Genomic DNA, 19,029 nt, shown 5'->3' on the forward strand with positions numbered 1-19,029 from the left:
AGGCGAACGGCCAATTGGTGACCTACTGCCCCCCGACGGGCAGAGCGCAGGCCCGGCGCGGGCGGCCTGGCTCACCTCAGCGTCTTGAATGACTCATTCAGGACCTCCGAAGACCTGAATGAGTCATTCAAGACACCGCACCACCCTCCGACCGCACCCGGGCCACGGTTCCCCGCAAAACGTAGGTCAGCAATAAGGTGGCTCGCCAAGGCCACATGGGATGCTCCAGCAGAGCGCCTAGCCCAGTGCCTGCTTCGCGCCGGGGTGCAGCGGGACCGGGTCGGTCTGCGTGGCCAGCTGCCTGCTGATCTCCTTGGCCGCCGGGTGGACCTTGGCCAGCTCCGCCTGCTTGTCGAAGATCAGCTTCGTGATCGCGCACGCGTTGCCCGCCGGGAAGTCGTTGCGTACCAGCAGGAGGTTGGGGACCACGACCGTCGGCACGTCCGACGGCTGCCCGTAGGCCGCCGCCGGGATCGAGCCCGTGTCGTACACCGGGTTGACCTGCTTCAGCTTCGGCAGCAGCGGGGTGATGTCGAGGAACTTCACCTTGCCCTTGAGTGCCGTGGTGATGTCGGTGATCTGCGCGGTCGGCAGGCCGCCGGACCAGACCAGGCCGTCGAGGGTGCCCGCCTTCATGCCGTCCGCGGTCTTGGCCAGGTCGAGGCGCTGGGCCTGGACGTCGCCGTCCTTGAGGCCCGCCGCCTGCAGCAGGCGGTTCGCGATCACTTCGGTGCCCGACTTCGGCGAGCCGGTCGAGATGCGCTTGCCCTTCATGTCCGCGACGCTGTTGATGCCCGCGTCCGTGCGGACCAGCACCTGCGTCGAGTTCGGGTAGATCCGGGCCAGTGCCTGGACCTTCTGCGGCTTGCCGTCGAAGGCACCCTTGCCGTTGACCGCGTCCGCCGCGGTGTCGGCCAGCGAGAACGCGACGTCGTAGTTGCCCGCGACCAGCTGCTGGATGTTCTGCACCGACGCGCCGGTCTCCGCGGCTGTCGCGCGCAGCTTCGTGTTGCTGCTGATCAGCTGGGCCAGACCGCCGCCCAGCACGTAGTACACGCCGCCGCTGTTGCCGGTGGCGATGGTGATCCGGCCTTCGCCCGCTTCGCAGGACTGTGTCCCGCCGGGCGCGGCCTGGTCGGTCTGCTGCTTCCCGCCGCAGCCGGTGACGGCCAAGGCGAGCACCGCGGCGGCGGCGAGTGCGCGTTTCATGCTGTCCTCCTCTTGATCACGGCATGGGCGAGCAGGCCGGCCACCCCGCACGCGGCGCCGATCGCGATCGGCACCGGCTCCAGGTAGAGCAGGCACAGGGCGGTGGGCACGAACAGCAGCCGCACCGGCAGGCTGACCGGCCCGAAGAGCCAGCCCCCGGTCACCACGGCCAGCGCGGCGACGGCGACCGCGGAGACCGCCGCCACCCACAGCACGGTGAGCGGGTCGGACTCCAGCAGCAGCGCGGCGCCGTTGTCGGTCAGCACGAAGGCGATCGGCACCAGGAACGCCGGAAGCGTGTACTTCCAGCACTGCCACATCGTGCCGAGCACCGAGCCGCCGGTGATCGCCGCCGAGGCCACCGCGGCGAGCGCGGTCGGCGGGGTCACCTCCGACAGCACGGCGTAGTAGAAGATGAACATCGCGCGTTCGGCGTCGGCGACGCCGAGGGTTTCCAGCGCCGGGCCGATCACGACCCAGGCGATGATGAAGCTGGCCGTGACGGGCACCGCGAGCCCCAGCACGCCGACGGCGATCGCCGAGAGCAGCACGGTGAGAACGAGGATCACCGTGCCGTTGTCGGTGAGCGCGCCGGCCAGCTCCACCAGCGCGTCGGCGAGTTCGAGGCCGAGGCCGGTCTTGGTGATGGTCGAGGTGATCACCCCGGCGGCCGCGCACACCGCGATCACCGGCAGCGCCCCGCGCACGCCCGCCGAGAGCGCGTCGACCATGTCCCTGGCCCACCCGCGCACGTCGTGACGCCGGGCGAGCAACGCGAACAGCGCGGCGACGCCGGTGGCGTAGACGACCGCGGCGAACGGCGGGATGTCCAGGGCGAGGAACACGACGATGATCGCCAGCGACAGGAAGTGGTAGCCGCCGGTGCGCAGCAGCCGCCACGGATTCCCGTGCGGGACGTCGACGGCCTCGGCCTTGAACCGCCGCGCGTCGGCCTCCATCGCGAACACGATGCCGAGGTAGTAGAGCAGCGTCGGGACGGTCGCCCAGATCAGCACCTTCAGGTACGACGTCTGCAGGTACTCGGCGATGATGAACGCCGCGGCGCCCAGCGTCGGCGGCGAAAGGATGGCGCCGATCCCGGACGCGGCGAGCAGCCCGCCCGCGTTTTCCCTGGGGTAGCGGGCTTTCTTCAGGATCGGCCAGGTGATCGAGCCGAGGCTGACGGCGGTCGCGGTGCCCGAACCGGAGACCGTGCCGAGCAAGAAGCCGGACAGGACGGTCGTGCGGCCCGGCGCCGTCCGCGACCGGCGGAAGGCGGCGAAGGAGATGTCCACGAAGAACTGGCCGGCCCCGGAGGCGTTGAGCACGGCGCCGTAGAGGGTGAACAGCACGATGTAGCTCGCCGCGACGTCCAGCGGCGTGCCGTAGAAGCCGCTCGCGTCGTTGAAGAGGGCGTTGACGATCTGGCTGAAGTCGATGCCCGCGTGCGCGATGCCCCAGTTCTGCGGGAGGTAGCCGCCGTAGTAGGCGTAGGCCAGGAAGAGCAGGCAGACGATCGGCAGGACCAGCCCGGTGGTGCGCCGGGTCGCTTCGAGGATCAGCAGCAGCAGGAGCGCGCCCGCGACGATGTCGAGCGGGGACAGGATGCCCTGCCGGTTCAGGAAGTCGTCATAACCGACGAGGACGGGATAGAGGCCGACGGCCAGGGCGAGGACGGCGAGCGCCCAGTCGGTCCAGCCCGGGTTGTCCCGCCCGCGCAGCCGCGGGCGGTAGCAGAGGAAGACCAGCGGGAGCGTCACGCCGAGGAAGAGGACCAGGTAGAACTGGTTTCCCTTGGCGAAGGGGAAGAAGACCTGCTTGAGCACCAGCACGGCCACGGCCAGCGCGACGAAGTAGACGACGCGGTCCGGGCCGGGCGACAGCCGGCGCGCGGGCCGTTCTTCGTCGTGCTCGGCGGCGATTTCGGCGGGGGAGGCGCGGTCCACCGGCTCGGTCGTCACCCGGCCACCGTACGGTGTCGCGGATCACATCGAAAGCGACATTTCGATCACCGTGCCCGAACCGGCCTCGAATGCTCCGAAGGCCACCATCACGGCACCGGATGCCGTGATGGTGGCCTTCAGCGGCTTCGGACCTCAGCCGTTGGCGGCGATGTCGGCCAGCACCGCGGCGATCGACCGGACCGGGACGCCCGTGCCGCCCTTGCCGGTGTAGCCCCACGGCGAACCCGTGTTGAACGACGGGCCCGCGATGTCGATGTGGACCCAGTCGAGGCCGTCGGCGACGAACTCGCGCAGGAAGATGCCCGCCGCGAGCATGCCGCCCCAGCGGTGGCCGGTCACGTTGGCCAGGTCGGCCAGGCGCGAGTCGAGGTCGGCGCGCAGTTCCTCCGGCAGCGGCATCGCCCAGCCGTTCTCGCCGGTGGCCTGCATGATCGCCGCGACGCGGTCGCGGAAGTCGTCCGAGCCCATGACGCCGGCCGTGCGGTTGCCGAGCGCGACGACCTGGGCGCCGGTCAGCGTGGACGTCTCGATCAGGTAGTCCGGGTTCTCCTCCGCCGCGCGGACCATCGCGTCGACCAGCACCAGACGGCCCTCGGCGTCGGTGTTGAGCACCTCGACCGTCTTGCCGCCGTACATGGTCAGCACGTCGCCCGGGCGGTACGACGTCCCGGACGGCAGGTTCTCCGCCAGCGGGATGTGCGCGACGACCTCCAGCGGGTACTTCAGCTTCGCCGCCAGCACCACGGACGCGAGCACGCCTGCCGCGCCGGACATGTCCGAGGTCATGTGGTCCATGTTCGCGGCGGGCTTGAGGGAGATGCCGCCGGAGTCGAACGTGATGCCCTTGCCGACCAGCGCGACCTTCTTGGCGGCCTTGGCGGGCTGGTAGGCCAGGCGCAGCAGCCGCGGCGGGCGGGACGAGCCGCCGCCGACGCCGAGGATGCCGCCGAAGCCCTTGCGCTTGAGGGCCTTCTCGTCGAGCACCTCGAACTCGAGGCCGTTGTCCTCGGCGAGCTTCTTCGCGCGGTCGGCGAAGGAGGCCGGGTAGAGGTCGTTCGGCGGGGTGTTGATCAGGTCGCGGGCGATGATGACGGCCTCGGCGATGGCGCCTGCCGCCTTCAGCGTCGCCTTGTGCTCGCGGGCGGTGCCGCCGGCCGGGCTCGCGAAGTCGAGCTTCGCGACCGGGGCGTCGCCCTTCTCGGAGCGGTAGGCGGTGAAGACGTACGAGCCGAGGATCGCGCCCTCGACGGCGGCCTGCAGGTCGAGTTCCGACAGCGTGACGAGCGCGCGGTCGGTGCCTGCCAGCGCGCGGCCTGCGGCGCCCGCGGCGCGGCGGACCTGCTCGGGGGTCACCCCGTCGCCTTCCTTGCCGAGGCCGACGGCGAGCACGACACCCGCGGGGAGCTTGCCCAGGGTCGGGACCTTGACGACCTCTTCGGCCTTGCCGCTCGCGCCGAGCGTGGCCAGCAGGCCGGCGAGTCGGCCGTCGAAGGCGGCGTCCACGGCGGCGGCGCCGGGAGCGAGTACCGGGCCGTCCTCGCCCTGCAGGGTGCCGATGACGACCACGTCGGCGCGCGTCTTGGCCAGTGCCTCCCCGGTGTTGTCGGACAGGGCGAGCTTAGGCACGGTCACTTCTGGCTCCTCGCGCGTTCTCGGTGGTACCGGGCACCGGCCCGGTCGGGATCGTGAGCCATGCTAATGACGACGGAACCGCGGGTGAACACAGGTACGGGGAGGCTGCGTGCGGCTGGGCGGTGGGCTGCTGGTGCTGCTGGCGGCCGCGGCGGCGGGTGCGGGCTGGTGGCTGCTCGCCGCGCTGGTGCTCGCGGCGGTGGCCGCGGGCGTGTCGGCGCGGGTGCCGGAACCGGGGGACTCCCTGGTCGAGCGGGTCGTGGTGGCGGTCGCGCGGCTGGCGGAGGTGACGGTCTACGCGATCGCGTTCGGGGCCTACGTCTTCCCGGCGCACCGCGAGATCGCGGCCGCGGCGTTCGCCGTCGTGGTGACCGGGGCGGGCTTCGCCGGGCTGAAGATCCCGACGATCGTCGTACGTGTCGCGTGTGGACTGCTGCTCGTGGCGGGCCTGGTGCTGGCCGGCGTGTGCGTGGCCGTGCCGCCGGTGGGCCGGGCCGGCGGCCTGGAACTCCCGGGTTTCGCGGGCATCCTGTTCGTGGCGGTGCTGGCGCTGCCGTTCCTGCGGCCCGCCGGGCGCGAGGACGCGGGACGGCGCGTCCTGCTCCTCGGCGCGGTCGCCGTCCTGGCCGGGTTCGCCGCGCTCTACCAGCTCGGCTCGGTGCGGCTCGGGCTGTCGCTCACGTCGCTGCGTGACCTGCTCTCGGCCGCCGACGCCGACGCGCTGCAGCCGCTGCTCACCGTCTTCGCCGTCGTGGCGACCGTGCTGCCCGCGCTCGCCGCCGGGTCCGGCGTCCGCGAGCGCACCGGGACGCCCGGGGTCGCGGGACTGGCCGCCGCCGCGGCCGCCGCGTACTTCCTGCCGGTGCTGCCCGTTCTCCTGGTCGCCGGGCTCGCGACGGTGACCGAGCTGCTACTGGGTGTACGCATGCGCAGGTACAGTGGGACGCGTGACTGATCGACGCTGGCTCCCCGGGCAGACGGTGATCGAACGGTTCCACCGCCCGGACGGCTCGATCGGCCAGGTCCACCCGCTGCGCGTGCTCGCCGACGACGGCCGCGTCCTGCTCGCCTGGCTGCCGGCAGGCACCCCGATCGTCGGCAGCAGGCTCGCCGACGGGCGCTCGCTCGCGGAAGCGCCGCTGCACCAGCGGTTCCGCATCCCGCGCGTGCCGGTCCCGGACTTCTGGCACCGCACGTCCACGCTGCGCCGCATCGCCGACGACGAGTGGTCGTCGGTGTGGTGGTTCTTCGACGCCGCCGGGCAGTTCACGAACTGGTACGTCAACCTCGAGGTCCCGCTGGGCCGGAACCCGGCCGGGGTGGACCGCATCGACGGCGTCCTCGACGTGGTCGTCGATCGGGACGGCACGTGGCGCTGGGACGACGAGGACGAGGCCGAGGTGGCGATCGACGCCGGGCGGCTGACGCGCGAGCAGCTGGACCGGCTGCGTGCCGAGGGCGAGCGGATCGGCGCGCTGGCCGAGCGCGGCGCGTATCCCTTCGACGGCACGGACACCGACTTCCGCCCGGACCCGGGCTGGCCGGCGCCGCAGCTGCCCGCGGGCGCGCTGGCCGGGCTCAGCCCGCCAGCAGGAACAGGGCCAGCGTCAGGAGGGCGTTGAAGGCCGCGAGGTAAATGACGGACTTCGTCGGGAGCACCGGCGGGAACGCCTTGCCGTGGATCTTGCGCCACCACACGACGCCGAAGACGCCGGCGACCAGGCCGAGGAACCCGCCGAAGCCGCTGCCGAGCACGGCCCAGCCGAACATGCCGAGCAGGCCGACGCCGAAGGTCAGCAGCACCGCGGTGACGAACGTCTTGACGTCGGCCGCGCCGGTCCTGGGCCGCGGGGCCGGCTGCGTGGAGTGATAGGTCACGGCGTCATCCTAAAGCCGTCACGGCCCGGGCGCGGGAGTCCCGGAACAGATGGACATCCGACTAACGCGCCTCCGACCAAGCGGTATCGTCTAACCATGACGACCACGACACAGTTCGCCCATGTCCCGCACCCGAGTCCTGCGAGCGCGGACCGTGTCGCGGAAGTACTCGCCAACCCCGGGTTCGGGGTGCACTTCACCGACCACATGGTCACCGTGAAGTGGTCCAAGGCCGACGGCTGGCACGACGCCCAGGTCGGCCCGTACGCCCCGTTCACCCTCGACCCGGCGACGTCGGTGCTGCACTACGGCCAGGCGATCTTCGAAGGGCTCAAGGCCTACCGCCAGCCGGACGGCTCGATCGCGTCCTTCCGCCCGGACGTCAACGCCGCGCGGTTCCGCCAGTCGGCCGAGCGGCTCGCCATGCCGCAGCTGCCCGAGGACGTCTTCGTCGAGTCGCTGCGCGAGCTCATCGCCGTCGACGGCCGGTGGGTGCCCACCCGGCAGGGTGATTCGCTGTACCTGCGGCCGTTCATGATCTCGACGTCCACCGGACTGGGCGTCAACAGCCCGGCCGCCGACTACGTGTACACGGTCATCGCGTCCCCGGCAGGCTCGTACTTCTCGGGCGGGGTCAAGCCGGTCAGCGTCTGGCTGTCCACCGAGTACGTGCGCGCGGCACCCGGCGGCACCGGTGCTGCCAAGTGCGCCGGCAACTACGCGGCGTCGTTCGTGGCGCAGGCGCAGGCCGTCGAAAAGGGCTGTGACCAGGTGGTCTGGCTCGACGCGGTGGAGCGGCGCTGGGTCGAGGAGATGGGCGGGATGAACCTGTTCTTCGTCTTCGGCTCTGGCGAGAACGCCCGGCTGGTGACCCCGGAGCTGACCGGTTCGCTGCTGCCGGGCGTGACCCGCAAGTCGTTGCTGCAGCTGGCTTCCCGGCTCGGCCACAAGGTCGAGGAGCGCCGGATCTCCACCGACGAGTGGGAGAAGGCGGCGGCCTCTGGCGAGCTGACCGAGACGTTCGCCTGCGGCACCGCGGCGGTGATCACCCCGGTCGGCCACGTCAAGCACGCGGGCGGCGAGTTCACCATCGCCGACGGGCAGCCGGGCGAGCTGACGATGAAGCTGCGCGACGAGCTGACCGGCCTCCAGGAGGGCAGCCGCCCCGACCCCGACCACTGGATGATCAAGCTGGGCTGACGCTCACTTCGTGAAGGCCACCATCACGGCGCTGGATGCCGTGATGGTGGCCTTCAGCGCACTCGGGGTCAGGAAACGGGGGCCGGGATGAGCGGGCCGGAAACTCCGGCCTGCTCGTGCGTGGCCGTTTCGGCCAGGACGCGGGCCGCCATCATCAGCAGCGGCAGGGCGGTCACCGCGCCGGTGCCTTCGCCGAGGCGGACGTCCAGCTCCAGCAGCGGGCCGAGGTCGAGGTGTTCGAGGGCGAGGGCGTGTGCCGGTTCCGCGGTCCGCTGGCCCGCGACCCACCAGCGGCGGGCGCCCGGGGCGAGGTCCTCGGCGACCAGCGCCGCCGCGCAGGCGACCAGCCCGTCCAGGACCACCGGGGTCCGCCGGGCCGCGGCCTGGGCGAGGAAGCCCGCCATCGCCGCGATGTCCGCGCCCGCCGTCGTGCGCAGCAGGTCGAGCGGGTCGGCCAGGACCGCACGGGCCCGGCGCAGCGCGTCGCGCACCGCGGCGGCCTTGCGCATCCAGGCGGCGTCGTCGATGCCGGACCCGCGTCCGACGACGGCCACCGGCTCGCTGCCGGTCAGCGCCGCGACGAGCACCGACGCCGGTGTGCTGTTGCCGATCCCGAGGTCGCCGGGGATGAGCAGGTCGGCGCCGCCGTCGACCTCCGCGTCGGCGATCGCGATGCCCGCCCGGACCGCGGCCTTCGCCTCGGCGGCGGTGAGCGCGTCCTCGACGTCGATGGAGCCGGAGCCGCGGCGGACCTTGAACTCGCCGATCGAGCGGGTCGCCGGGGCCTCGGTGTCCACGGCCAGGTCGACCACCCGGACGCTCGCACCCGCGGCGGCGGCCAGCACGTTGATCGCGGCGCCGCCGGTCAGCATCGTGCCCAGCAGCTGCGCGGTGACCTCGGGCGGATAGGCCGAGACGCCCTTCGCGGCGATGCCGTGGTCGCCGGCGAACACGACGACGCGGGGCCGCGTGAACGGCCGCGGCGGCGACTGCCCCTGGCAGGCGGCGATCCAGACACCCAGCTCTTCCAGCCGTCCCAGCGACCCGGCGGGCTTGACCAGCTTGTCGTGCAGGGCGATCGCCGCGGACCGGGCGTGGTCGTCGGGCGGGGTGATCTCGGGGAACTCGATGTCGTCCGGCTCCACACCAGTGCCTTTCACCGCTTTTGGGGGTTCCGGGTGGCGGAGCCCCCGGCCCGGGGCGGAGCCCCGGTTTCAACACTGCAACACTGCACGGCAACGCTGTGGCCAACTTACCGGGCGAGGGTGCCGGGTAGTCTCGCGGCTCGTGGAGACGACGGCGGCCGCGGTGGTGCTGGCCAGCGGCGCGGGCACCCGCGTCGGCGCGAAGCTGAACAAGGTCTACCTGCCGCTGGCCGGGCGCCGCGTGGTCGCCTGGTCGCTGGACGCCTTCCGGCGCGTCCCGGGCATCGGGGTGCTCGTGCTGGTCATCCGGCCGCAGGACCGGGAACTGGCCGAGGAGGTGGCCGGCGGCGACATCGAGATCGTGCACGGCGGCGACACGCGGCAGGCCTCGGAGCTGAACGCCCTGCGCCACCTCGCGCCGCGCATAACAGAAGGCCGGGTCGACGCCGTGCTGTTGCACGACGCCGCCCGGCCGCTGGTCCACCCCGAGCTGATCGGCACGGTGCTGACCCGGACACGCGAGGACGGGGGGGCTGTGCCGGGCCTGGCCGCCGACGACGTCGTCGGGGTGGATGCCGGGCACCTGGTCGCCCAGGTGCCCGGCGCGATCCGCGTCCAGACGCCTCAGGGCTTCCGGGCCGGACCGCTGCTCGAGGCCTACGAACAGGCCGAGCGCGAAGGTTTCCTGGGGACGGACACTTCCTCGTGCATGGAGCGGTTCTCCTCCCTGCCGATCCGGTGGGTCCCGGGTGCTCCCGAGAACCTCAAGATCACCTATCCCCACGACCTGGTGGCCGCGGAACGGCTGCTCGCCCGCTAGGCGCAGGCGGGCGGCCCGCTGTCGTCGTCTCCTTCGGTCGTCTGCGTGGTGCTGGTCGGCCGGATCGTCACGTCCCGCCGCAGCTCGGGCGGGATGTGGCAGCCCGGCTGCGGGCGCAGTGCCTGCAGCGGCGCGCCCGGGGTGCCGGGCTCGGCCAGGGTGAGCACCGCCCGCAGCGTCCACACCGGGGTGGCGTGGTACTGCCAGGTGACCACCCGCGGGGCGAACACGTCGGTGCCGGGGAAGGTCGGCACGCGGTAGGCGCTGGCCCGGTGCTCGTCGCGGAGGATGATGACGTCCGCGCAGGTCGGCCACCGGTGCACGGCCGCGTAGAGCTCCGGTGCTTCGCGGCCGCCGAACAGGTGCAGCACCCACTTGCGGCGCCGGAGTTCCTCGAGGAGTTCCTCGAGGCCCTGGCCGCTGGAGCCGGTGTGCGGTGTGGGCGGGGACACACTTTCGAGGGTAACTTGCGTACTAGAGCACAGTCCAGCGCGTGTACTAGTACACCTGGGTGGTTCTGAACAGGGCTTTGTGGGAGACACCCTGGCGTGCTAGAACACTTGTGCGTCCGTTCCTGTGAGGAGCCGCCTTGCCCACCCTCGACCGTCCTGAGCCGCCGTACCTGCAGATCGCGGGCCGGATCCGGGAAGACATCCTGTCCGGCCGGCTGCAGGAGGGCGACGCGGTGCCCTCCGCCCGCGAGATCGCCCGCACCTGGACCGTCGCGATGGCGACGGCGACCAAGGTGCTGGCCACGCTCCGCTCGCAGGGCCTCGTGCGCCCGGTGCGCGGCGTCGGCACGGTCGTCGACCGTGGCGGCCTGCACCGCACGGCCCGCGACCGCAGCGTGGCGTCCGCCCGCACGGGCCGGATCTACCCGCCGGGCCACTACGCGGTGATCCGGTCGGCCGGGCTCGAACCGGCGTCCGAACGCGCCGCGGCGGCGCTCGGCATCGACGAGGGTGCCCCGGCGATCCGGCGGCAGCGCACCACCTACGGGCCGGACTCGCAGCCGCTGTCGACGTCGACGTCGTGGTTCGACGGCGCGCTGTCGGCCAAGGCGCCCGCCCTGCTGGTGGCCGAGCGGATCGTCGAGGGCACCGCGGCCCACGCGGCGGCCCGGCTGGGCACGAAGATCGTCACGACACAGGAACGGCACGCGGCGGGCCGCGCGGGCGAGGAGGAGGCGGCCGAGCTGGGGCTGCCGGAAGGGTCGCCGGTGCTGCTGGGCCGGAGCACCTTCCTGGCGGCCGACGGCACGGTCGTCGAGTACGGTGAGTCCGCCGCCCTGCCCGACCACTGGGTTTTCTACGAGTACACAACCGAGGACGGCGAATGAAGCACATCCACGCGGGCAAGGTCCGTGACCTGTACGAACTCGACGGCGGGGACATCCTGCTGGTCGCGTCCGACCGGGTTTCGGTCTACGACGTCTCGCTGCCGACGCCGATCCCGGACAAGGGCAAGCTGCTCACCCAGCTGTCCGCGTGGTGGTTCGAGCGCATGGCCGACGTCGTCCCGAACCACGTCGTGTCGACCACCGACGTGCCGGAGCAGTTCGCCGGCCGGGCGATGCGCTGCAAGCCGCTGAAGATGGTCAAGGTCGAGTGCATCGCGCGCGGCTACCTCGCCGGGCTCGGCCTGCGCGAATACCGGCGCGACGGCAAGATCTCCGGCGTCGCGCTGCCGCCGGGCCTGGTCGAGGGCGACAAGCTGCCCGAGCCGATCTTCACGCCGACGACGAAGGAGTCCGACACCGGGCACGACGAGTTCATGACCTTCGACGAGGTCCTGAACGAGATCGGCGAGGACACCGCGAAGCGGCTGCGCGAGCTGACCCTGGAGATCTACACCAAGGGCGCCGAGCACGCGGCGAAGCAAGGGGTCATCATCGCGGACACGAAGCTGGAGTTCGGCTTCGACGCCGACGGCGTGCTGACCCTCGGCGACGAGGTCCTGACCTCGGATTCCTCGCGTTTCTGGCCGGCCGACGAGTGGGAGCCGGGCCGTCCGCAGCACGCGTTCGACAAGCAGTTCGTCCGCGACTGGTCCCTGACGACCGGCTGGGACAAGACCCCGCCCGGCCCGGAGATCCCGGCCGAGGTCGTCGAGCAGACGCGGCAGCGCTACACCGAGGTCTACGAGCGGATCACGGGGAAGACCTGGGTCCGTGGGTGAGTACGACCCGTACCGGCTGATCGACGAGGTCGAGACGCTGCTGGTCGCGCACGGCCTCACGCCGTCGCGGCTGCCCGGGCGGGGAGGCGACCGGCTCGCCGGGGCCAGCCGCCTCCTGCGCGGGTTCGGGCTGGAGCCCCGGCTGTCCCCGGAACACGCCCTCGACCTCGACGTGCCGTTCCAGGGCCGGATCAACCAGGACTGACAGCCGCGACACTTGCACCCGGCCCCGGCTCGTCAGGGGCTCTTGGTCAGGCTGGGGTCGCGCTCGACGACGTCGCCGAGGACCTCGTCGATGGCGGTCATCAGGTCGGCGTCGAGCTTCTTGCCCGCGGCCTGGACGTTGTCGTGCACCTGCTCGGGCCGTGAGGCGCCGATGATCGCCGAGGCGACGTTCGGGTTCTGCAGCACCCACGCGACGGCGAGCTGGGCCATCGTCAGGCCCGCCTCCTTGGCCAGCGGTTCCAGCTTGGCGACGCGCTCGAGGACGGTCTCGTCGAGGAAGCGGGCGACCATGTTCGCGCCGCCCTTGCCGTCGGTGGCGCGCGAGCCCTCGGGGTAGGCCTGGCCGGGCTTGTACTTGCCGGTGAGCACGCCCTGCGCGATCGGCGACCAGACGATCTGGCTCAGCCCCTCGCGCTCGGAGGCCGGGATGACCTGGTCCTCGATGACGCGCCAGAGCATGTTGTACTGCGGCTGGTTGGAGACGAACGGGATCTTCAGCTCGCGGGCCAGCGCGGCACCCCGGGCGATCTGCTCGGCCGTCCACTCCGAGACGCCGACGTAGAGCACCTTGCCCTGCCGCACGAGGTCGGCGAAGGCGAGCATGGTCTCTTCGAGCGGCACGGTCCGGTCGAACCGGTGCGCCTGGTAGAGGTCGACGTAGTCGGTGCCGAGCCGCTTCAGGGACGCGTGCGCCGACTCCATGACGTGCTTGCGGGACAGGCCCTTGTCGTTGGGGCCCTTAGGCCCGGTCGGCCAGTAGACCTTGGTGAAGATCTCCAGGCTCTCCCGCCGCTGCCCCTTCAGGCCGCGCCCGAGCACGGACTCGGCGGCGGTGTTGGCGTAGGCGTCGGCGGTGTCGAAGGTGGTGATGCCGGCGTCGAGTGCGGCCTGGATGCAGGCGTGGGCCTGGTCCTCCTCGACCTGGGAACCGTGGGTGAGCCAGTTCCCGTACGAGATCTCACTGACGTTGAGGCCGCTGCGGCCGAGACGACGAAACTCCATGGTCGCGAGCTTAGGCGGAAATCGTTCGCCTTGCTAACGATCTGGACGTGACTCCGGCCTCGCCGCGGCTTCTCCGGAACCGCTCAGTTCGGGATCGGGTCGCCCGGCTTGAGCCGCGGCTTGGGGACCCGCAGCTTCCGGATCTGGGAGGCCCGCACGAACGCGTACCAGCCGATCGACCGGCCGTTCACCGTCTCCTTCGGGAACCGCTCCCGCACCAGCTTCGCGATCTTGCGGCCGTTGACGAAGCCCTCGATCGCCATCACCAGCAGCATCGCCGTGCACAGCAGCGTGATGTACGACTGCACCTGGGGCAGCGGCACCAGCAGCGCCAGGAACACCACGATCGCCAGCGGCATGAACAGCCCCAGCAGGTTGCGGCGGGTGTCGACCAGGTCGCGGACGTACGCCTTGACCGGCCCGCGGTCGCGCGGGAGCAGGTACTTGTCGTCGCCCGCCATCATGCGGTCGCGGCGGAGCTTGGCCGCCGCGCGGCGGTCTTCCTTGCTCTGCGGGTTGGCCTTGCGCAGTTCCTTGTTGCGCTTCATCGCCTCGCGCATCGTGGTGGGCGGGGGCGCCACCGGGCCGCGCCGCTTCGCCTCCGCGTCACGACGCTTCGGCGTGGCCTTGCCCTTACCGGGCGTGTAGGCCTTGCCGCCGACGTCGACGGCTTCCGTCTTCTCCGGCTCTTCGGCGGCGGTGTCTGTGGTGCTTCGGCGCAGGAACCTCACCTCACCAGGGTATTGCAGGCGTCACGCCGCCGTTCACCAGGTCGATCCATGTGCGACCATGGTGGGGGAACAGATCGGACGCCCCGGGTGTTGAACAGCTCAGCACGAGGAGTATCCGCAGCGAGTTCGAACCTAAGAGGGAGTGCCATGACGACCGCTGAGCACGCCGGCGCGACGCAGGCCGAGACCGCCGAGGAGACCCACGGCGTCACGTTGACCGACGCCGCGGCCGCCAAGGCGAAGGCCCTGCTCGAGCAGGAGGGCCGCGACGACATGCACCTGCGCATCGCCGTCCAGCCCGGTGGCTGCGCGGGCCTGCGCTACCAGCTGTTCTTCGACGAGCGCACGCTCGACGGTGACCTGTTCCGCGACTTCGACGGCCTCAAGGTCGCCGTGGACCGGATGAGCGCGCCGTACGTGACCGACGCCGTCATCGACTTCGTGGACACGATCGAGAAGCAGGGCTTCACGATCGACAACCCGAACGCCACCGGCTCCTGCGCCTGCGGCGACTCGTTCCACTGAGCCACAACAGCACGTAAGAAGGCCCCGCCTCCCGGATCGGAGGGCGGGGCCTTCTCGCGTGCTGCGGAAAATTACACGTACGCGTCGAGGTCCGCGACCTGGGCCTGGCACGCGTCGTCGACCTGCCACGGCTTGGCCGTGACGCGGGGGAGCGGCAGGCTTTCGGCCTGGAGCGTCGCCGGGATGAGCGCACAGTCGGCGATCAGCTCGGACAGGGTCTCGGGTTCGGTGACGGCGTTCACGATTCGTAACGCTATTGATCCGCGCTCGACTGGAGAAGGAGTACCAGCCGGTAGTGTCGGCTGGGCGTGCGCGAACTACCCGGATGGGTCATGACCCGGGGGTAACTTCGCGCCTTTTGCCGTGAGGTCGAGCACAAAGGAGCAGCCGGTGGCAGACAAAGCCAGGATCGCGGTGTCCGGCAGTATCGCGACCGACCACCTCATGCATTTCCCCGGCCGGTTCGCCGAGCAGCTGGTCGCCGAGCAGCTGCACCGGGTGTCCCTGAGCTTCCTCGCCGACGACCTGGTGGTCCGGCGCGGCGGCATCGGCGCGAACATCGCCTTCGGCCTCGGGGTGCTCGGCGTGCAGCCGGTCCTCGTGGGTGCGGTCGGCGCCGACTTCGCCGACTACCGCTCCTGGCTGGAGCGGCACGGGGTGGACACCTCGGGGGTGCACGTGTCGGAGGTCGCGCACACCGCGCGGTTCGTCTGCACCACCGACGAGGACCTCTGCCAGATCGCGACGTTCTACGCCGGCGCGATGGCCGAGTCCCGCAACATCGAGCTGCAGCCGATCGCCGAGCGCGCCGGCGCGCTGAGCCTGGTGCTGATCAGCCCGGACGACCCGGAGGGCATGATCCGCCACGCCGAGGAGTGCCGCCAGCGCGGCTACGCCTTCGCCGTCGACCCGTCGCAGCAGCTGGCCCGGATGACCGGCGAGCAGGCCCGCGCGTTCATCGCCGGCGCGGAGTACCTGTTCAGCAACGACTACGAGTGGGAACTGCTGCTGCAGAAGACCGGCTGGACCGAGGCCGACGTCCTCGCCCAGGTCGGCATGCGGATCACGACGCTGGGGGAGAAGGGCGTCGAGATCGTCGGCAAGGACGGCCTCGCCCTGCAGATCGGCGCGGTGCCCGAGCGCGCGAAGGCGGACCCGACGGGCGTCGGCGACGGCTTCCGCGCGGGCTTCCTCGCGGGCCTCGACGGCGGCCTCGGCGTCGAGCGCGCCGCCCAGCTCGGCTCGCTCATCGCGGTACTGGTGCTGGAAACGGTCGGCACGCAGGAGTGGACGTTCGACCGCGCGGAGGCCTTGGCCCGCATCGGCGACGCCTTCGGCCCGGACGCCGCCGACGAGATCGCCGCGGTCCTGCCCGCCGCCTGACGCTCCCGCCGGTCGTGAGTGAGAAACAGGGTTCTAACCCTGTTTCTCACTCACGACCGGCCGCGGCAGACCTCAGAGCTTGACGGGGTACACCGGCTCGGGGATTTCGGGCTTGATGCGGTGCTCGACGAAGATGCCGTGCCACAGCATGAACACCAGCAGGGCCCACAGCTGGCGGCTGCGGTCCAGCTGACCGGCCTTGTGCTCGTCCAGCAGGGCCAGGACGGCCTTCTTGTCCAGCAGCTCGTCGGTCTTCGAGTCGCTGATGATGCCGCGGGCCCAGTCGTACATCTCGTTGCGCAGCCACAGCCGGATCGGGACCGGGAAGCCGAGCTTGCGGCGGTTGAGCACGTGCGCCGGGATGATCTTGGCCAGCGCCTGCCGCAGCGCGTACTTCGTCGTGCCGTGGGCCAGCTTCTGGTCCAGCGGGATCGACGCGGCGACCTTGAACACCTCGGCGTCCAGGAACGGCACCCGCAGCTCCAGCGAGTTGGCCATGGTCACCTTGTCGGCCTTGACCAGGATGTCGCCGCGCAGCCACGTATAGAGGTCGACGTGCTGCATGCGGGCCACCGGGTCCCAGCCGCGCGAGACCTCGTACCAGGGCGCCGTGACGTCCTTGAAGCCCACGCCCTCCTGGTAGGTGCGCAGGACCGAGCGCAGCTGGTCGTCGCGGAAGTTGCGGGCGTTGCCGTAGTAGCGGTCCTCCAGCGGCAGCGCGCCGCGGCGGAGCAGGTCCTTGCCGCGGGTGCCCTCCGGGATCTTCGTCGACACCTTGCCGATCAGCTTCCGCATGCCGCCCGGGATCTTCTCGAACGGCGCCAGCGAGATCGGCTCGTTGTAGATCGTGTAGCCGCCGAACAGCTCGTCCGCGCCCTCGCCGGACAGGACCGCCTTGACGTGCTTGCGGGCTTCCCGCGCGATGAACCACAGCGGCACCAGCGCCGGGTCGGCCACCGGGTCGTCGAGGTACCAGACGATGAGCGGCAGCGCCTCCATCATCTCGTCCGCCGACACCGTGCGGACCACGTGCTTCACCCCGATCGCCGCGGCCGACTCGGCGGCGACGTCGACCTCGGAGTAGCCCTCGCGCTCGAACCCGGTGGTGAACGCGATCAGGTTCGGGTTGTGCTCCTTGGCGAGCGTGCAGGTGGCCGTGGAGTCGATGCCGCCGGACAGGAACGCGCCGACGGTGACGTCCGGGTCGGAGATCATGTGCTTGCCGACCGAGTCGCGCATCACGTCGGCGATGCGCTGGTACAGCTCCTCGGCCTCGGCGGGCCCGTTGACCGGCTTCGCGGTGAACTGCGGGTGGAAGTAGCGCGTGAACTTCACCTCACCGCCGGGCACCACCTCGAACGAGGTGCCGGACTCCACCCGCCGGATCGCCTGGTGCAGCGACTCCGGTTCGGGCACGTACTGCAGGACCAGGTAGTGCTGCAGGGCCGTGCGGTCCAGCTCCTGGGCGACGCCGAGGACGTCCGACAGCTCCAGCAGGCTCTTCTTCTCGCTGGAGAACGCCACGCCGCCGGGGCCCGCCGAGTAGAACAGCGGCTTGATCCCGAACGGGTCGCGCGCGCCGAAGACCCGCTTCTCCTGGGAGTCCCAGATCATGAAGGCGAACATCCCGCGCAGCCGCTTCACCCAGTCGGCGCCCAGGTAGTGGAAGCCGGCGACGATGGCTTCGCCGTCGCCCTCGGTCTCGAACTTCGCGCCGTGCTTTTCGGCCAGCTCGGCGCGCAGCTCCAGGTAGTTGTAGATCTCGCCGTTGAAGTTCATCGTGTACCGGCCGGGCGCCTCCGGCGGGCCCCAGACCAGCGGCTGGTGCGCGTGCTCGACGTCGATGAAGGCGAGCCGGTTGAAGCCGTAGACCACCTCGGCGTCGGCCCAGGTGTCCTGCTCGTCGGGGCCGCGGTGGCGCTGGCAGCGCATGGCCGCGCCGACGGCGTCACGCGCGTTCGCCGCGCCGGTCTCGGTCGCGCAGATCAGTCCAAGCAGGCCGCACACGGGTACTCACACACCTTCAGGGTCTTCGCCGGGCTGGGGAAGTGCCCAGTATGCCGGGCGGGCCGTGGCGCGTATTACGCGCGTCGGGGGTTACCCCTTGGTCAGCGGGGCGCGCCAACTCGGCTAGAGTCCGGCTGTCACAAAGATCGGTCGTAGGAGGCTCTGGGTGAAAGGGCGAGGCGCAGTGGGACAACCCGAGCGCACCCTGGGGAAGCGGACCTTGCGCGTCGCGGCGCTGGCCGTGCTGGTCGCGCTGACCGCGACGGGCTGCTCCGGCGACGAGATCCTGCGGTTCGGCTGGCCGGTCGGCGTCACGCAGCAGGCACAGGACATGCGGACGCTGTGGACGTGGGCCGTCGTGGCCGCGCTGGTCGTCGGCGTGATCGTGTGGGGCCTGATCTTCTGGACCGCCACGTTCCACCGCAAGAAGAAGACCGCCGACGGCGAGCCGGAGGAGCTGCCTCGGCAGTTCCAGTACAACATCCCGCTCGAGCTGTTCACGGTCGTCGTCCCGACGATCATGGTCTGCGTCCTGTTCTTCTTCACCGCGACGACGGAGTCCAAGGTCCTCGACAAGGTCCCGAACCCGGACGTCAAGGTCCAGGTCGTGGCCTTCCAGTGGAACTGGGAGTTCAAGTACGAGGACGCGAACGCGGCGAAGCCCGACGGCAGCGGCCAGGTCAGCACGATCGGCTCCTCCGGCGAGATCCCGCTGCTGGTGCTCCCGGTCGGCAAGACCATCCAGTACGACCTGGTCTCCACCGACGTCATCCACTCGTTCTGGGTGCCGGAGTTCCACTTCAAGCGGGACGTCTTCCCGAACCCGGAGAAGAACAACCAGGACAGCTCCTTCCAGAACAAGATCGACCGCGAAGGCTCCTTCGTCGGCCGGTGCGCGGAACTGTGCGGCACCTACCACGCGGTGATGAACTTCGAGGTCCGCGCGCTGTCGCCGGACAAGTTCGACCAGTACATCCAGCTGCGCAAGCAGGTGAACCCGGCGACCGGCCAGACGTTCACCGCGGCCGAGGCGCTGGCGAAGATGAACTGCGGCGAGCTGTGCACCCCGCACGCGGTGACCACCCAGCCGTTCAACACCGACCGCACGGCGCGGACCGCGTCCAACTGAC

General features: G+C 71.0%; 20 protein-coding genes. 10 read left to right on the forward strand and 10 right to left on the reverse strand.

Annotated features, from left to right (window positions below):
* Positions 1-237: 237 nt before the first annotated feature.
* The 3 genes from ABJI51_RS43265 to ABJI51_RS43275 all read right to left on the reverse strand — a co-directional run bounded on the left by ABJI51_RS43265 (position 238) and on the right by ABJI51_RS43275 (position 4,805).
* Positions 238-1,209 (reverse strand): TAXI family TRAP transporter solute-binding subunit, encoded by a 972-nt coding sequence (locus tag ABJI51_RS43265; protein ID WP_348956746.1) that lies wholly within the window; start codon positions 1,207-1,209, stop codon positions 238-240.
* Entirely contained in the window at positions 1,206-3,170 is a 1,965-nt protein-coding gene (locus ABJI51_RS43270; RefSeq protein WP_348956747.1) for a TRAP transporter permease, read from the reverse strand. The genes ABJI51_RS43265 and ABJI51_RS43270 overlap by 4 nt, the downstream gene beginning before the upstream one ends.
* Positions 3,171-3,305: 135 nt before the next feature.
* Positions 3,306-4,805, reverse strand: a complete 1,500-nt coding sequence (locus ABJI51_RS43275) for a leucyl aminopeptidase (RefSeq protein ID WP_348956748.1) — start codon at positions 4,803-4,805, stop codon at positions 3,306-3,308.
* A 109-nt stretch (positions 4,806-4,914) separates the two neighbouring features.
* Here ABJI51_RS43275 and ABJI51_RS43280 point away from each other — a divergent pair, with 109 nt between their 5' ends.
* On the forward strand, positions 4,915-5,760 hold the full coding sequence (locus ABJI51_RS43280; RefSeq protein WP_348956749.1) for a hypothetical protein: 846 nt from the start codon (positions 4,915-4,917) through the stop codon (positions 5,758-5,760).
* Positions 5,753-6,427 carry a DUF402 domain-containing protein gene (locus ABJI51_RS43285; protein WP_348956750.1) on the forward strand — a complete coding sequence of 225 codons (675 nt, stop codon included), beginning with the start codon at positions 5,753-5,755 and terminating at the stop codon, positions 6,425-6,427. Before ABJI51_RS43280 ends, ABJI51_RS43285 begins: the two co-directional genes overlap by 8 nt.
* Here the strand turns inward: ABJI51_RS43285 and ABJI51_RS43290 are convergent.
* Complete coding sequence (locus ABJI51_RS43290; protein ID WP_348956751.1) at positions 6,384-6,683, reverse strand: hypothetical protein; 300 nt, start codon at positions 6,681-6,683, stop codon at positions 6,384-6,386. The two genes, ABJI51_RS43285 and ABJI51_RS43290, sit on opposite strands and share 44 nt — an antisense overlap.
* A 96-nt stretch (positions 6,684-6,779) precedes the next feature.
* Here ABJI51_RS43290 and ABJI51_RS43295 point away from each other — a divergent pair, with 96 nt between their 5' ends.
* A complete protein-coding gene (locus ABJI51_RS43295) occupies positions 6,780-7,883 on the forward strand; it encodes a branched-chain amino acid aminotransferase (RefSeq protein WP_348956752.1) in 1,104 nt (367 codons plus the stop codon).
* A 68-nt stretch (positions 7,884-7,951) separates the two neighbouring features.
* Here ABJI51_RS43295 and cobT read toward each other — a convergent pair whose 3' ends face one another.
* Positions 7,952-9,028 carry a nicotinate-nucleotide--dimethylbenzimidazole phosphoribosyltransferase gene (gene cobT / locus ABJI51_RS43300; protein WP_348956753.1) on the reverse strand — a complete coding sequence of 359 codons (1,077 nt, stop codon included), beginning with the start codon at positions 9,026-9,028 and terminating at the stop codon, positions 7,952-7,954.
* Positions 9,029-9,170: 142 nt separating this feature from the next.
* On the opposite strand from cobT, the gene ABJI51_RS43305 reads away from it, so the two are divergent.
* A complete protein-coding gene (locus tag ABJI51_RS43305) occupies positions 9,171-9,848 on the forward strand; it encodes an IspD/TarI family cytidylyltransferase (protein ID WP_348956754.1) in 678 nt (225 codons plus the stop codon).
* Here the strand turns inward: ABJI51_RS43305 and ABJI51_RS43310 are convergent.
* Positions 9,845-10,300, reverse strand: a complete 456-nt coding sequence (locus tag ABJI51_RS43310; protein ID WP_348956755.1) for a hypothetical protein — start codon at positions 10,298-10,300, stop codon at positions 9,845-9,847. The two genes, ABJI51_RS43305 and ABJI51_RS43310, sit on opposite strands and share 4 nt — an antisense overlap.
* 137 nt (positions 10,301-10,437) lie before the next feature.
* Here ABJI51_RS43310 and ABJI51_RS43315 point away from each other — a divergent pair, with 137 nt between their 5' ends.
* From ABJI51_RS43315 to ABJI51_RS43325, 3 genes are read left to right on the forward strand one after another with little or no spacing between them, the layout of a single operon-like run.
* Entirely contained in the window at positions 10,438-11,187 is a 750-nt protein-coding gene (locus tag ABJI51_RS43315) for a GntR family transcriptional regulator (RefSeq protein ID WP_348956756.1), read from the forward strand.
* Positions 11,184-12,026, forward strand: coding sequence for a phosphoribosylaminoimidazolesuccinocarboxamide synthase (locus ABJI51_RS43320; RefSeq protein ID WP_348956757.1), 843 nt, complete (start codon positions 11,184-11,186; stop codon positions 12,024-12,026). The genes ABJI51_RS43315 and ABJI51_RS43320 overlap by 4 nt, the downstream gene beginning before the upstream one ends.
* A complete protein-coding gene (locus ABJI51_RS43325) occupies positions 12,019-12,231 on the forward strand; it encodes a hypothetical protein (protein WP_348956758.1) in 213 nt (70 codons plus the stop codon). Before ABJI51_RS43320 ends, ABJI51_RS43325 begins: the two co-directional genes overlap by 8 nt.
* A gap of 32 nt (positions 12,232-12,263) precedes the next feature.
* On the opposite strand, the gene ABJI51_RS43330 is transcribed toward ABJI51_RS43325, so the two are convergent.
* Together ABJI51_RS43330 and ABJI51_RS43335 are read right to left on the reverse strand one after the other, a co-directional pair.
* Positions 12,264-13,253, reverse strand: a complete 990-nt coding sequence (locus ABJI51_RS43330; RefSeq protein WP_348956759.1) for an aldo/keto reductase family protein — start codon at positions 13,251-13,253, stop codon at positions 12,264-12,266.
* Between the two features lie 83 nt (positions 13,254-13,336).
* The gene (locus ABJI51_RS43335) at positions 13,337-13,984 is read right to left on the reverse strand and encodes a DUF3043 domain-containing protein (RefSeq protein WP_348956760.1); all 648 of its coding nucleotides are present in this window, start codon (positions 13,982-13,984) and stop codon (positions 13,337-13,339) included.
* A 147-nt stretch (positions 13,985-14,131) separates the two neighbouring features.
* On the opposite strand from ABJI51_RS43335, the gene ABJI51_RS43340 reads away from it, so the two are divergent.
* Positions 14,132-14,509: a HesB/IscA family protein gene (locus tag ABJI51_RS43340; protein ID WP_348956761.1), complete on the forward strand. Its 378-nt coding sequence runs from the start codon at positions 14,132-14,134 to the stop codon at positions 14,507-14,509.
* A gap of 71 nt (positions 14,510-14,580) precedes the next feature.
* On the opposite strand, the gene ABJI51_RS43345 is transcribed toward ABJI51_RS43340, so the two are convergent.
* Positions 14,581-14,751 (reverse strand): hypothetical protein, encoded by a 171-nt coding sequence (locus ABJI51_RS43345; RefSeq protein ID WP_348956762.1) that lies wholly within the window; start codon positions 14,749-14,751, stop codon positions 14,581-14,583.
* A 148-nt stretch (positions 14,752-14,899) separates the two neighbouring features.
* On the opposite strand from ABJI51_RS43345, the gene ABJI51_RS43350 reads away from it, so the two are divergent.
* Complete coding sequence (locus tag ABJI51_RS43350; RefSeq protein ID WP_348956763.1) at positions 14,900-15,892, forward strand: carbohydrate kinase family protein; 993 nt, start codon at positions 14,900-14,902, stop codon at positions 15,890-15,892.
* A 72-nt stretch (positions 15,893-15,964) separates the two neighbouring features.
* On the opposite strand, the gene asnB is transcribed toward ABJI51_RS43350, so the two are convergent.
* Complete coding sequence (gene asnB / locus ABJI51_RS43355) at positions 15,965-17,899, reverse strand: asparagine synthase (glutamine-hydrolyzing) (protein WP_348957011.1); 1,935 nt, start codon at positions 17,897-17,899, stop codon at positions 15,965-15,967.
* A 184-nt stretch (positions 17,900-18,083) separates the two neighbouring features.
* Here asnB and ctaC point away from each other — a divergent pair, with 184 nt between their 5' ends.
* Entirely contained in the window at positions 18,084-19,028 is a 945-nt protein-coding gene (gene ctaC / locus ABJI51_RS43360; protein WP_348957012.1) for an aa3-type cytochrome oxidase subunit II, read from the forward strand.
* Position 19,029 lies beyond the last annotated feature (1 nt).

It is taken from the genome of Amycolatopsis melonis (assembly GCF_040064235.1).
In the GTDB taxonomy this organism is placed as follows: domain Bacteria; phylum Actinomycetota; class Actinomycetes; order Mycobacteriales; family Pseudonocardiaceae; genus Amycolatopsis; species Amycolatopsis melonis.

What these genes read in the sequence shown, in the direction of transcription:
- ABJI51_RS43265 (WP_348956746.1), bottom strand. Translation starts at nt 1,209, where the DNA reads ATGAAACGCGCACTCGCCGCCGCCGCGGTGCTCGCCTTGGCCGTCACC.
- ABJI51_RS43295 (WP_348956752.1), top strand. Translation starts at nt 6,780, where the DNA reads ATGACGACCACGACACAGTTCGCCCATGTCCCGCACCCGAGTCCTGCG.
- ABJI51_RS43320 (WP_348956757.1), top strand. Translation starts at nt 11,184, where the DNA reads ATGAAGCACATCCACGCGGGCAAGGTCCGTGACCTGTACGAACTCGAC.
- ABJI51_RS43330 (WP_348956759.1), bottom strand. Translation starts at nt 13,253, where the DNA reads ATGGAGTTTCGTCGTCTCGGCCGCAGCGGCCTCAACGTCAGTGAGATC.
- ABJI51_RS43340 (WP_348956761.1), top strand. Translation starts at nt 14,132, where the DNA reads ATGACGACCGCTGAGCACGCCGGCGCGACGCAGGCCGAGACCGCCGAG.